The sequence below is a fragment of the Mesorhizobium sp. L103C119B0 genome (assembly GCF_000502235.1).
In the GTDB taxonomy this organism is placed as follows: domain Bacteria; phylum Pseudomonadota; class Alphaproteobacteria; order Rhizobiales; family Rhizobiaceae; genus Mesorhizobium.
This window is the reverse complement of record NZ_AYXE01000038.1, coordinates 1-13,532: the sequence shown is the minus strand read 5'-3', so window position 1 is coordinate 13,532 and position 13,532 is coordinate 1. Positions and strand designations below refer to the sequence as shown.

The 13,532-nt window shown below is 59.1% G+C and carries 5 protein-coding genes, 6 pseudogenes and 1 other annotated feature; of the genes and pseudogenes, 4 read left to right on the top strand and 7 right to left on the bottom strand.

Translation table 11 applies throughout. The features are described from left to right. Positions 1–339: 339 nt before the first annotated feature. Positions 340–465: a porin gene (locus X728_RS1000000171920; RefSeq protein WP_245260350.1), complete on the bottom strand. Its 126-nt coding sequence runs from the start codon at positions 463–465 to the stop codon at positions 340–342. A 142-nt stretch (positions 466–607) separates the two neighbouring features. On the opposite strand from X728_RS1000000171920, the pseudogene X728_RS1000000170710 reads away from it, so the two are divergent. Further along, positions 608–1,256 (top strand): annotated as a pseudogene (locus X728_RS1000000170710) (hypothetical protein); the annotation flags it as partial. An 854-nt stretch (positions 1,257–2,110) separates the two neighbouring features. Here X728_RS1000000170710 and X728_RS137540 read toward each other — a convergent pair. The 4 genes and pseudogenes from X728_RS137540 to X728_RS137550 all read right to left on the bottom strand — a co-directional run. Further along, positions 2,111–4,645, bottom strand: coding sequence for a two-component system VirA-like sensor kinase (locus tag X728_RS137540; RefSeq protein ID WP_031196191.1), 2,535 nt, complete (start codon positions 4,643–4,645; stop codon positions 2,111–2,113). 641 nt (positions 4,646–5,286) lie between these two features. Then, positions 5,287–7,107 (bottom strand): annotated as a pseudogene (virD4, locus tag X728_RS01000000167410) (type IV secretion system ATPase VirD4). 229 nt (positions 7,108–7,336) lie between these two features. Continuing rightward, the gene (locus X728_RS1000000171915; RefSeq protein WP_245261254.1) at positions 7,337–7,879 is read right to left on the bottom strand and encodes a hypothetical protein; all 543 of its coding nucleotides are present in this window, start codon (positions 7,877–7,879) and stop codon (positions 7,337–7,339) included. A gap of 535 nt (positions 7,880–8,414) precedes the next feature. Further along, positions 8,415–8,717 (bottom strand): annotated as a pseudogene (locus X728_RS137550) (integrase core domain-containing protein); the annotation flags it as partial. A gap of 2 nt (positions 8,718–8,719) precedes the next feature. Between X728_RS137550 and X728_RS01000000167405 the strand changes: the two are divergent. Beyond that, positions 8,720–10,173: pseudogene (locus X728_RS01000000167405) on the top strand (IS30 family transposase). On the opposite strand, the pseudogene X728_RS137555 reads toward X728_RS01000000167405, so the two are convergent. Both X728_RS137555 and X728_RS1000000170705 read right to left on the bottom strand, forming a co-directional pair. Next, positions 10,152–11,050 (bottom strand): annotated as a pseudogene (locus tag X728_RS137555) (IS3 family transposase); the annotation flags it as partial. The pseudogenes X728_RS01000000167405 and X728_RS137555 sit on opposite strands and share 22 nt — an antisense overlap. Then, positions 10,680–10,799 (bottom strand) — a sequence feature (AL1L pseudoknot). Its footprint overlaps the pseudogene before it by 120 nt. A gap of 155 nt (positions 11,051–11,205) precedes the next feature. After that, entirely contained in the window at positions 11,206–11,355 is a 150-nt protein-coding gene (locus X728_RS1000000170705; RefSeq protein ID WP_155924053.1) for a hypothetical protein, read from the bottom strand. A gap of 197 nt (positions 11,356–11,552) precedes the next feature. Here X728_RS1000000170705 and X728_RS01000000167400 point away from each other — a divergent pair. Beyond that, positions 11,553–13,080, top strand: a pseudogene (locus X728_RS01000000167400) (KUP/HAK/KT family potassium transporter); the annotation flags it as partial. Between the two features lie 14 nt (positions 13,081–13,094). Then, positions 13,095–13,532, top strand: a 438-nt coding sequence (locus X728_RS0136570; protein WP_196815124.1) for a KUP/HAK/KT family potassium transporter, incomplete at its 3' end; no start/stop codon positions are given.

Sequence of the window (13,532 nt, the reverse complement as noted above, 5' to 3'; positions counted from 1 at the left end):
GCAAAATCTGGACAAAAGAGCCCGAACGATTCAGGCTCGATCCAACCCATCAAACCTTGGGACTAAACAGCTAGGCTGCAATCTCGTATGGCTTCTATGCGCCGTTCTCTTGGAGCGTGTTGCGGGCTTGGTCTGCCCAACCTCGGAGCTCAACGCTTCACGGCGTTAGGATGAGCGTTCGAAGCGCAGGATTACTGCCGACACTGCTCTTCTTGTTCGCATTGGGCAGTTCCCGTTGGAAGCTTCCATCTTGCCGACTGCTGAGTTTGGAGTCGCCGTAGCTGTGAAATCGAAAAGAAGCCCATAGGCAACGTTTGCCGCGACGCTACTGAGAGCTGGTCACCGGGAGAGCCGAAGGTAGAACGAAGTTGTCTCGTTGAGCTTGTATGTGGCGCCAGCATAGAAGGCCCAGTTCCCACCCCAAGGCTTATACAAACGCCCACCGTTAGCGCCGATCGCGTTCATGGCCTCGTCCTTTTGGCAGAGATCACCACGGTCGCTAGCTGGCGAGCAAAGTCCGTCCCAGCGCTGCATTATCTCGTCGGATCCGGCAAGCTGGCAAAATTTCCCAGGCGGAGCTGACTGGTTTGTTATCACCGTGGGACGCCTGCCGCGTCAAACGGTGGTGTCGTGGGTCGAGACGGCGAGGGCAGCGGTCGCCATGCGCCCCGACCGGCTTGCCAGCGCTGCCCGCGCTGAACAGCATGCGGCTGTCGCCGTGACGCTGATTGCCGCCGGCTACCGACAGATCGGGCTCGACCATTTCGCTTTGCCGGACNGTTGGGCTACTCGGCGGATACCTGCAGAACCCTGATCGGTTTCGGCGCGTCGGCTATCGGCCGCATCGGCCAGGGGTACGTTCAAAACGAAGTTACACGGGATATCTACATCCAGCACATCGCAGTTGGCCGACTGGCGACATCGAAGGGCCATCGCCTCACAGACGACGACCGCGTGCGAGCCGCAATCATCGAGCGATTAATGTGCGATTTCGAGGCTGACGTGCCGGCAATCTGTGTCGCCCACGGATCTGATCCGNGCAATCATCGAGCGATTAATGTGCGATTTCGAGGCTGACGTGCCGGCAATCTGTGTCGCCCACGGATCTGATCCGATCCGTCTTCGCGGTTCAGATGAGCGTTTGGCGATGCTGGCCAAGGACGGACTAGTGGACTTCGAAAACGGTCTTGTCCGCGTACGGCGGAGCATCGCTTGGGATTCGCGCTGTTGCTGCCGCATTCGATGCTTTTAGGGATGGCCTTACGTATCCCGCAGTTGAGGGCAAGCACACAACACGGAAGCTAACACAGGGAGTACCTTTTGCCGGAGAGAACGAGCTGCCATCGTGCGGTGCCCGGTTAGTAGTGAAGCGCCGTAAAATGTCGACATAGGCGTTGGTGAACTGGACCGAACGACGAGAACGGCCTATCCAGTGTGTTGTCGGCAGTTAGTTCGAAAGTCCTGCTACACCCGATCCGATGCCTCTCAACGCCGAGGCCGCACCTCCGTGCCGAAGCCGGCCTTCCCAATGGTGGGTCGAGCCGTCGCTTACCCCGTGCTTGCCTCACAGATCCGCGACCGAGAACCCAGCCACATGCCTGCCGGGGCCTAGGTCCATCAAGCATGAAAGGAACACGTCGGAACCTGGGATATCGCTTGCCCGGCCGGGCGGCGATAGCCTTGTCGGGGCAGCGAGGAGCCGTGGCCGATGATGAACGCACAGGAGAAGTCTGGCGTGAATGGGGCGATGATTGTCAAGCTTTGCTCTCGAGTCATCTCGTCAACCATCTTGCGTGACCGATTGGCGACCATCTCCTCGTCCCGACCTTATATTGCCCGTCGCCTGTCGCCGCCAGCGCGCAGTGACTTCAAGTATGGAGGCCCGCAGACCCCATCGCGCGGCGACTTGTCCTTGACGGTCACGAGCACGGCGGCAGGTTTGCCGTGGTCGGGGAGCCTTCCTTGAGCGGAAGCCGACGACAGTGTTCGAGGGGAACTCGCCATGAGCCGGGTGCGCAGAGATCGTCCGACGCTCTTGTATTTGCTGGATCCCAGCCGGCTCCGCCTCCGACTGCCTCGACAGCTCGGTATCCTGAGCGCGTCGGCGGCATCATGCCATTATCATCCTACGAATTGCATGCTCCATCGTCCTGGACGAGACCGGTTTGGCTAGCCAAAGGACGAAGGTCTGATTACCAGATGTGATCGGCATTGGGTCGCTTCCACCAACGACGATGATGGGCACCGTCATCAGGGTGGTACGTACGGCTTCGGGCTGTCCTGGCCCGAGGAAAGTCGCTTTATCGAAAATTAGGAGGTCGGCTGCCTTCCCGCTCTCGATCCAGTCGCAAAGACTCTCGAAGGTCGCGAAGCCGACCGGCTTATAACCCAGCGCGGCGATCTTATCCTTGTAGATCTCCAACGCTGCTGGATCGGGGTCAACGACTGCAATGATTTCTCCGTTGCCAAGTGATCCATCGCATGGGCCGAAAGCGCTATCAGCTCTGACCTGCTCCTCAGCGCAGGCCGGTAAGTAGAGATCGAAGCGTGTACCTCGGCCAACAGCCGAGGTGACGTCAAGGCATCCTGCGAGCGCGCTCACATGGCGGTCCACTGCAGCAAGACCCAGTCCGGTCCCGCCGACGCGAGAGCGCGTGGTAAAAAAGGGCTCAAAGATATGCGGAAGCACCGAACTTGCGATTCCTTGGCCATCGTCGCTGATGGAGAGGAGAACGTAATCTCCCGGTTTCAAGGTGCCCTTAGCCACGGGCTTCGTTTGACAGACGTGAGCGCGAGAAACGCTAATCTCGACACGGCCCTCATTCAAGAGAGCCTCCGATGCGTTCTTGCATAGATTCATAAGGATCTGCTGTATCTCGGTCGGGCTGCCCTCGATCACCGTTTGCCACTCGTTGATCTTGAAATTCAACTGAACATCCGCACGAAGTGTAACCCGCAGCAATGGCGCGAGATCCATTAAACTCTCCGAGACGTCGAAAGGCATCGTCACGCGCTTCCGATTTCGGCTTAGTGACAAAATTTGATCAATAATCAGTTTGGCTCGGTTGCTGGCCAAGATAATTTGGCCGATGTGGCCCCGAATTCTCGAGGGGCGACGCACAAGACCTTTAGCCATCTCTGCGTAGCCGACTATTGCTCCTAGAACATTATTGAATTCATGTGTAACGCCGCTTGCGATTGTGCCGACAGCCGTCAGCCTTTCCGCATGCTCCCATCGACTCTCAAAAAGGTTACGTTCCGTGTGTACACGTTGCATTTCAAGATGGTTGCCTAAACGCACAGTAGCGCTCGCTAGAACCAGGAGGTCGTCTGTGGAGGGTGGTGAGCGATCTCCTTCAAAAACAAGGATACAAACCGCAGCCTGCTGATCGGAGGCCCGGCAACCAACAATTTGACAAACACCGGTAGTGCCTACGGCAGTCCGAACCACTTCCGACGCCGGAACGACGCGAAACACTGGCTGTTCCGGGTGTACAAGTGAGACGACTTCATGGATTAGCGTGGCGTTCCAGACGCGCATGCGCTTGTTCGCGACAAAGTACTCGGTATTCCTGCTGATACTCGGATCCACCAGAGCAAGCGCGCATTGATCCGCATCGAAAACGCATTGAATGAGTCTAAGCGCTGCTTCGGTGGAGAAGCGCCGCGAAGCCTTCGTTGCTTGACTGTCGATGAAACAAGCTTCGATCTCACTCATCGCCGCTTCAAGCTCTAACCGCCTTTCCAACCGGTTCGTCCGCACATGCAGCGTGGAGGCTCGAATGGTCGCAAACAAGCAGAGGCATATGGACACCAAGCCAAAGAAAAGTCGTGTACGCTGCGCTTGCGCGCTGGCGAAGCTGTAGGCTTTCAGATGTTCTCGCTCCAATTCGGCAGCCTTGGCGAACGTGTCGAAGGATGGGATCCGATTGACAGCGCGGTCCAACCTCAACATTGAGGACAGGATAGCGCGGCCCTCGCGGGCAACATCCTCCGTGACTTGGTCCTGGCTAGGAGGAAGTCGGCGGAGAGACTGATCGATTTGTAATGCGAGGCTGAATCCCGGTCTGGCCGAAAATTGAAGGATCAGATTGGAAAATTCAGGCCTGTTCGACACTCCCCCCCGAAGGCGATTAGCCGAGCGAGCAAAGCGTACCAGAGAGCTTTGCAGAAGCTCATTTTGCGCGGCCGAGGCCGAGATGGCAGCTTCTGTGTTTTCGAGGGAATTTTTGAGCTGTGCAACCAACCTGGAGTGCACCCCGGAGCTCTCATTGGGCGAGATCTCAACAAGGCGTTGGTAGTTTTGAAGGTTCCTTTTTAATGCTTGCCCGGTAGAAGCAACGGAACGGAAGTCCAATACCATGTCTGCGCGGGCGACGTCTCGCTGGAGCAATGCGTAGTTGATCTGAATCGTCCGCAGTTCGCTTAGGACCGCCTCGTTGATCTGGGGGTCTTGCCACTGTATCGCGACCAAGAGCGCGACCGAGGCCACTAGGGCCATTACAGAAGCTTTGTCGGTACTGAGCCATTTTTCCCAAACGAACGGCGTTTGATCCGCGGTGCGTGCCTTGCGAAGGTCCGATTTGAATTCTAGCTCCCCATCGCGTCGGTGTGCGGCCGGATGCTGCTGGAACAGGAAAGCCAAGTGTACCTCTCCCCTCAAATAGGCGGTGTAGACGCCGTTGCACTCTGCCCCCATGGCCCGCTGACCTTCCATTGATTCGCGGGCGTTTCGACCTCGACGGCGAGGCGGCAGCACAAGGCGGGCAACTGATCGCAGTTTTCGGAACTGGTCTTCCGAGAGATCATCGAAGGGGCATACAAGCGCACGCCTGCAGCAGCCGAGGATGATACCGGTCGGTCAAACGCAACTGGCGAGGGCCGGATCTGCTGTTGGCTGGCAGCTAACACTGGCGGGGCGGCGGCCTCAACTCCGGCGTGCCTAGAGCCGGCTGCTGCGAAAGCGTCCGACACGCTTCCCTTGGGGTCATCCCGTCCAGCGGGCATCCTTGGATCGCTGAAAAAAGACGAGGCGGCTTGATGATCCTGCCCTCGCTGAAGCACCTCGCGAAACCCCTTTTCCAGTCGCAGAAGCTCATCTGGACCGGTAGGCGGCTCGTCAGCTCGACCATCGAACAGCGGCCGGAGCGCCTCGGACACGTGCTGCTCAAAGTCCACTCGCCGGGCCTGGACCGCTTGCCCGTCTTCCAAGCCGGCGTCCTGCACCTGCGACAAAGCTGTTACACGGGATGGATTACTATTTCGCGGGTTCATACTAGCCTCACATCAAACTGTATCGTCAAAGTCCTGCGCCAATTCACACAGCGGGTCATCGAGTTGAGATTCTGCGGAGAGCGCCTCCTCTGCTCCCGTCAAGGGCGCCGGCTCCGGGAGGGCGCCTGTCTGGCTTTCAAAGATGCGTTTCAGAATGCGATCCGAAAATATCGCACCTTCCTCAATTTTAATGGTGGCAGACCTTTGATGAGAACAATCTCGTAGTCGTCATCGAGCAGCCGAANATCGCACCTTCCTCAATTTTAATGGTGGCAGACCTTTGATGAGAACAATCTCGTAGTCGTCATCGAGCAGCCGAACCTGTTCGGGACGCAATAGCGGTGCACCTTGATGTGAATTCTGAATGGTCCAGTCGAACGTTCGCGCCTGGCTGTGGGAAATCGATTTGGCTTCAAACGTGTATTCACCGATGGCCTTGGAAATGTAGTTCGGAGTTTCGTCATCAGCCGTGGCCATGAACACTTGCAGTCCGGTATTGCTGAGAAAATTCTGCTTGCCAGCCTCTCCATAAGCCCCCGTCAGTGCCGAAAGGCTTTGGATGATGAGCATGAAACGCCCCTTGTAGCCCGCGATAGTCGTGATTGCGGTCTCGATCGCCTCCAGCTTACCCAAGTGCTTGAACTCGTCGAGCAGGAAGAGAACCTCGTGCTTTTCATCCCGGCGGGCCAGCGACCGCTGCAGAATTGAAACGATTTGCTGAAAAAACAAGCGTATCAAAGGCGCGATCACCTCAAGGTCGTTCGGACCAACGCAAAGATAGATGCACGTTCTGCGACGGCGAAGATCATAGACCGAAAAGTCCGAGCGACTTGTGGCCGCCTTTACAGCGGGATCCGCCCACAGGTTGAGCCCGCCATCGCCGAGCACGGAAGTGTAGGAGGTTAGGATTTTCGTATCGTTCCCCGCCATGTCGTCGAAGATGCGTTGTGCCTCTTTGTTCTGAGTCTCCATAGCGAGTCGCGCGAAGAGCTTAAACTTCTCCCCCGGCTGGGCGAAGAGGTCGTAGACGGCGCCGATTGTTGGCGTGCCCCGCTCGATGCAGGCAAGGATTCCCGCGACAAAGATATCTCGCGCGCCGCTGACGAAACCTTCCGCGCCCTCCCCCTTGGCCGTAATCAGGTTTGCGGCCAAGCGGCGGGCCTCGGTGAATTGCTGCTGTGGAGGCAGCGCTATAAGATCCAACAGCGGATTGTAGCAGTTTGTGCGCCGCTCCGAATCCAGCGGCGCGAATTTAAACACGTCGTCACCTGCGGCTTTGCGCGCCCTCGAGGTGAGCTCAAAGAGCTCCCCCTTGACGTCCAGAGCTATCACCGAGCCTTTGAACGTAAGTAGCGTTGGAATGACTATGCCGACGCCCTTGCCAGCGCGGGTCGGTGCAACGATGAGGCTGTGAGGCTGCTCGCCATTGGTCAGGTAGTAGCCAGGCCAGAAAGGGCCACTTGTCTTCCCAAACACCGGCCCTGTCACGCCACGGTATCGTCGCAGATATCCCGTGCGTCGCATTTCATCCACTCGAGCCCAACGAGCCGTCCCGTGGTGTTCGAGCTTGCGGCGCAATACGATCTGCTGAATCAGCAAGACGACCGCGGACGTCGAGAGCACGATAGCCGCGCCCCGATAGAAAACGGGGGTTGCGAAACCCAAATAGAAGGGCGTCTCAAACCAAAAGGCACGGACATCAAACGCCATCAGAGCCTCGCCGCTGCCGCCGTGGCGGAAGGTTGCGTAAAGACTTGCCGCACAGAAGCCCACGGCGAGTGAGCACGCGATGCTAATGGCTATGTTGGGGGGCGTCGTTTTTGTTGAAAGCATTGTTCCATTGCCGGATTAGCCGTAGCTAATGCTGCGCGTGCTTCAGAGACCGAACCGGCGTCGCGCGATGTCGCCGCTCGACAGATCGATGCCGCAGTGGGTGGTGCGATGCTTGCAGCGCATCACCCGGCAGACGTGGTTTTTGTACGTCAACGGCCAGCGAATTGGAAACGGCAAGGCCGTAGACGGAATTCGGGAGAGAAAGCGTCACTGTACCATGGCCGAGACATCAACGGCCGGAGCGATCTCTGCTTCGGGTGGCCTCCATTAGGTCCTCTCGGGCGTGATTGTAGGCTTGGCTTATGGACCGCCCGACTTGAGCACCCCGCTGCAGCTGTTCATAGGAGGTTTGCGGGCCTACTGTATCACGGACTGCAGCCTCAATACCTGCTATGTGGCCGTCCAGATTCGCACTCCGTTCCTCTGCTGCATGCTGCGGCGGCGGCATGTGCGGCAAGATGTCTTGCATGCCGGGAAAAACTGAGTGAGCTTGGGCCTGTTGATTTGCGTCTAACTGTTGATACATGTTGAGAATAGCATTGGATGCCATCATCCTGACATTGCCATCCGGATCAGAAGAAGCCAATCCAATGGCCTGATCAAGAATGCGAGATTTGTTTTCGTCAGTAAACTTACTGAAGTGTGGCGCAACGTAATAAGCTCCGAGAGCTTGCGACGGCGGATCCATGTTGCCAATGCGATTAACAATAGCATCTTGCAGCCCTGGCGTTAGGTAATCGCCTAGATTACTGGCCGCTCCGACTTTCTGCAATGCTATGTCATCCGTGCTGTACCCCAATTCGGCTGTTAATGTCGCGGCCAGATTGATGGCTGATCGTCCAAGCCGATTGGTCCGCCTTTCAAATCTCGCGAGGTCAGTTTCTGGCCCGGGTTGAGTGCCCCGAACGGCTGTTCGCTCGTGCGTCCCGAGGCCTTTGAAGCCCCCAAGATTTCGCGCTGTATCGCGCGGGTTAGCGGTTACCAGCCGTTCTGCAACATCGCTCAATGGCCCCTCTGGAACGTCACGGAGGCTACTGCTCCCCCCGCCTTGAGATGATCTTGCAGCTGCACGTGCCCGTTTGTTATCGCGATCCATTGCTCGCCTCCAAAGTAGTTATTCTACCCAATGAGGTTACCACCGAAGCTTGACCTGCTAAACCGATATGATGTTACAGTTGTAGTATGGCAAAGGGTTCCCAGCTCTGTGGGTCTGCCAAGTGCCCGTCCAAGCCGAAGAAAATACGATGAAGCTGGCATCAAATGCGATGTGAACTGCCCCGGGCATTCCGGAGGCCGTTTCGTTTGAGTCACGCGGCTATGGCTGGTCCATCCAACATGGCATAGTAGCGTTCCTCGGCTTCGGCCGGCGGGATGTTGCCGATGGGCTCCAGCAGCCGGCGATTGTTGAAGCAGTCGACCCATTCGAGCGTGGCGAACTCGACGGCCTCAAATGAGCGCCAGGGTCCGCGTCGATGGATCACCTCGGCCTTGTAAAGACCGTTGATCGTTTCGGCGAGAGCATTATCGAAAGAGTCGCCGACACTGCCCACTGCGGGTTCGACGCCGGCCTCCGCCAAGCGCTCGGTGTATTGAATGCTGACGTGTTGGGCGGATTCAACCGGTCGTCGCAACACCAAGGGTTGGAGGTTGCAATGACGGTTCACCAACGCGCTTAGATCGGTGCACTCGAAAGAAGCTAGATTCGCCCGGGCGTCCGCCTGCCTGGCAGCGTGAGAATCGCTTCCGGTTCTGGCAAGCTATTGCCTTGGGACGTTCGAGCGAGGAGGCCGCACTGGATGCCTGTATATCAACGCCTCTTGGTCCGCGCTGGTTCGGAGTGCAGGAGGGATGCCGCCAACGCATTTGGCGCCGTGGGCGAAGCCGCCTTCGGGGCGATATCTTTCTTTCGGGAGCGCGAGGATATTGCGCTTGAGCTTGCCAAGGGAATCGGCATCCGGGCCGTTGCTCGTAAGCTAGGTCGGCCGCCGAGCACAATCTCGCGGGAGGTCAGGCGCAATGCCGCGACGCGCAGCGGCAATCTGGATTACCGGCCAGTGCCGCCCAATGGCACGCCGATCGTGAGTCCCGGCGGCCTCCTGGCAAGCTGGCGGTCAATCCGGCTCTGCGTGAATGTTGAGGAGCGCTTGGCCGGCAAAGTCACCAATCCCAATGGCGCCTCATTCGAGGGCCCCAAGGTGGGTATGGAAAAAACGACAGAGCCGGAGGTGGTCGGCAGCCTGGAGCCCCGAGCAGATCGCTAAATCGGCTTCAGATCGATTACCCAGAGGATCAAACCATGCGGATCAGCCACGAGACGATCTATCAGTCCTTGTACATTCAAGGACGCGGAGCATTGCGCCGAGGACTTACCGCATGTCTGCGTTCAGGCCGAGCGTTGCGCGTACCGCGCGAACGGGCCCGAGTTCGCAACAAGTCCTTCATTGGAGACGCCGTTATCATAAGCGACCGTCCGGCCGAAATTGCCGATCGGGCTGTCCCCGGACATTGGGAAGGCGACCTCATCCTTGGCCTCGGAAGCTAGGCGATCGGTACGCTCGTGGAACGAAGTTCACGCTTCACAATGCGTGCTTCACCTGCCGCGCATGCATGGCTATCAGCAGAGCCTGCGCATCAAGAACGGTCCACCACTTGCCGGCCACGGCGCTGAAGCAGTCCGCAGAGCCATAGCCCGATCCATGGGCAAACTTCCCGAGCAACTGCGTCAGTCGCTGACTTGGGACCATGGAGCGGAAATGGCGCAGCAGCCGACCTGCGCATCGACACCGGGCTCGAGATTTACTTCTGCGATCCCCAAGCCCGTGGCAACGAGACTCCAACGAAAACACCAACGGCTTGCTGAGACAGTACTTTCCAAAGGGCACGGATCTCAGTCGGCACACAGCCCGGGAACTGGACGCAGTTGCCCATGCTATCAACACAAGACCGCGCAAAACGCTCGGCTGGAAAACACCTGCCGAACTCCTCGACCAGCTCCTTGGGGGTCAGTATGATGCCGGTGTTGCGACGATCCGGTTGAATCCGCCTTGGCTGCCTCTATCGCTGTGATGGATGAGCCCGCCTCCCCGCGCGGGCCGCCGATCATGGAGAGCCTGTTCCAGGGCATCGAGAACGAAGGCTGCATGCGCCGTCCGGCTCACCCGCCAGCCGACGATCCGACGGGCATAGGTGTCGACAAACGCGACATAGACGAAGCCCGTCCAGGTCGCGACGCAGGTGAAGTCGGAGACCCGCAGCATGTTCGGCGCCGGAGCATGGAACTGGCGGTTGACGTGGTCGAGAGGGCAAGGTGCGGCCTTGTCGCTCACCGTAGTGCGGATCGGCTTGCCGCGGACGATGCCTTCGAGGCCCATGGCCTTCATCAAGCGGGCAACCGTGCAGCGGGCGACCTCGAAGCCCTCGCGACGCAACCGCCGCCAGACCTTGCGAACGCCGTAGACGCGGAAGTTCGCCTCAAACCGTCGGACCTCATCCTTCGAGGCTGTATCCCATCTTGCCCGAGCCGACAGCCGGCAGGGGTCGACGCGCTTGGCGACATGGTCGTGGTAGGTCGACGGGGCGATCGGCAGCACCTTGCAGATCGGCTCAACCCCATGCGCCTTGCGGTGATCGTCGATGAACGCGATCGTGGCCTGAACCGGCGGTCAACGAGCTTCGCCTGGGCAAAATACGCGGAAGCCTTGCTCTCGTTGGCCTGCGAAGCTCGCGGCTCTCGCGTTCCAGAGCCTTCAGTTTCGTCGCAGCATCCGTGGGAACTCCGGCGCGCACGCCGCCGTCACGCTCGGCTTTCTTGCAGCCGATCTTGGCGGCGATCGATGAAACCGCCGCCCACCGCGACGTATGCTCGCGTTCGTGATCCAGAACCAGCCGCACCGCGGGGGGTCCGGACCTCGGGAGAGAACTTGTTGGTCGCCTTGCTTGTCATGGTTTCACCTTCTCAGGAGTTGGAGCCTCCGATCAACCCGCGGCGGTACACAACAAGGGTCACGGATCATTCTGGGCGGGAACCCTAGAGAATCAGCCCTCAGAGCCTTTGGTAATAGACCGACCCCTCGCGCCTGTTTGGGCTGGGTGTACAAGTCAGGTTTTCATCAGGTTGGACGAGTATGTCTGGCAGGAGAGCGCGACCACTTCCGTGCCCGCCCGCTCGTCTGGCAGACACACAAAGGAGAAAGATATGCCGTCAGCTACAAGCAGCGCCATCGTTTCCTGCCGCAGATCATCGCCCATCCGGTCTGGCCCTCCTTCAGGTCCCCTTGAGCCTGTGTCTCGTCGAGGAAATGGCCTGGGAGCGGGATCGTGGTTTCGTATGAGACAATCCGCCGGTGCGGCGACAAATGCGGTCCGCATACGGAGCCATTACGTCGCGGCACTTGATATTGCAGTGCAGCAAAGGTAGAGGGCCGCCCCTTATCGGAGTGTCGTCCATGGCCCTTACCAATGCTGGTAGCGAGGCAGAACCCGTCGAACAATCGAGCCATCCCGAAATCGAACAGGACAGCACCAAGGTGCTGATGCTAGGCGCGCTCGGCGTTGTCTATGGCGATATTGGCACCAGCCCGATCTACGCGTTCCGTGAGGCGCTGGTGGCGTCGTCGGGCGGCAATGTCGCCGAGCGCGGCGATATCCTCGGCGTGCTGTCGCTGATCATCTGGTCGCTGACTATCATCGTCACCATCAAGTACATCATGTTCGTGCTGCGCGCCGATAACGGCGGCGAGGGCGGCGTGCTGTCGCTGATGGCGCTAGCGCGCGGCAGTTTCCCCAAGCGGTCGGCGGTGATCCTGGGCATCGGCATCGTCGGCGCCTCGCTGTTTTTCGGCGACGCGGTCATCACGCCCGCGATTTCGGTGCTGTCGGCGGTCGAGGGTATGAACGTCGTCACGCCGACCTTCCAGCCCTATGTGGTGCCGCTGACACTGGTCATCCTGGCCATGGTGTTCGCGGTGCAGCGCTTTGGCACCGGCGGGGTGGGATTGGTGTTCGGCCCGGTGACCGCCGTATGGTTCCTGGCAATTGGCCTTTCCGGTCTCAACCACATCATCGCCGATCCAGAAATCCTGTGGGCGGTGAGCCCGCACTACATCGTCGCCTTCCTGATCAATTNCAACCACATCATCGCCGATCCAGAAATCCTGTGGGCGGTGAGCCCGCACTACATCGTCGCCTTCCTGATCAATTCGCCCGACGTCGCTTTCGTGACCATCGGCGCCATCTTCCTCGCCGTCACCGGCGCCGAAGCACTCTATGCCGATCTCGGCCATTTCGGATGCAGGCCCATCGTGGTCGCCTGGCTGTGGATCGTGTTTCCCTGCCTGCTGCTCAACTATGCTGGGCAGGGCGCTTTCGTGCTGGCGAAGAACGGTCACGTCGGCCACCCATTCTTCGAGATGAACGAAGGCTGGACGCTGATCCCGATGGTGGTGCNTGGCGAAGAACGGTCACGTCGGCCACCCATTCTTCGAGATGAACGAAGGCTGGACGCTGATCCCGATGGTGGTGCTGGCCACTGCCGCGACGGTTATCGCCAGCCAGGCGGTGATCTCCGGCGCCTTCTCGCTGACCCGGCAGGCGGTGCAGCTCAATATGCTGCCGCGGCTCGAAATCCTGCACACGTCGGAACGGCAGTCGGGCCAGATCTACATGCCGCGCGTCAATGTTTTGCTGGCGTTGGCGGTGATGTTGCTGGTCGTCGGTTTCGGCGAATCGAGCAAGCTCGCCTCCGCCTATGGCATCTCGGTGACCGGCAACATGTTGGTGACGACGGTGCTGCTGTTCGTCGTCATGACCCGCATCTGGAAATGGCGGCTGTGGGTGGCGGTCGCCATGACGGCGCTGTTCGGCTTCATCGACATCGGCTTCTTCGCCTCCAACATCGTGAAGGTGTTCGAGGGCGGCTGGGCGTCGCTTGCGGTGGCCTTCACCATCGTTCTGGCGATGTGGACCTGGGTNAGGCGGTGCAGCTCAATATGCTGCCGCGCCTCGAAATCCTGCACACGTCGGAACGGCAGTCGGGCCAGATCTACATGCCGCGCGTCAACGTTATGCTGGCGTTGGCAGTGATGTTGCTGGTCGTCGGTTTCGGCGAATCGAGCAAGCTGGCCTCCGCCTATGGCATCTCGGTGACCGGCAACATGCTGGTGACGACGGTGCTGCTGTTCGTCGTCATGACGCGCATTTGGAAATGGCGCCTGTGGGTGGCGGTGGCGATGACGGCGGTGTTCGCGTTCATCGACATCGGCTTCTTTGCCTCCAACATCGTCAAGGTGTTCGAGGGCGGCTGGGCGTCGCTTGCGGTGGCCTTCACCATCGTTCTGGCGATGTGGACCTGGGTGCGCGGCAGCCGCTATCTGTTCGACAAGACCCGGCGCAACGAAATCCCGCTCGATTTCCTCGCCGGCAATCTG

Bases quoted from the DNA above. Each gene is read 5' to 3' on its own strand.
- X728_RS1000000171920 (WP_245260350.1), bottom strand. From the start codon at position 465: ATGAACGCGATCGGCGCTAACGGTGGGCGTTTGTATAAGCCTTGGGGT.
- X728_RS1000000170705 (WP_155924053.1), bottom strand. From the start codon at position 11,355: ATGGGCGATGATCTGCGGCAGGAAACGATGGCGCTGCTTGTAGCTGAC.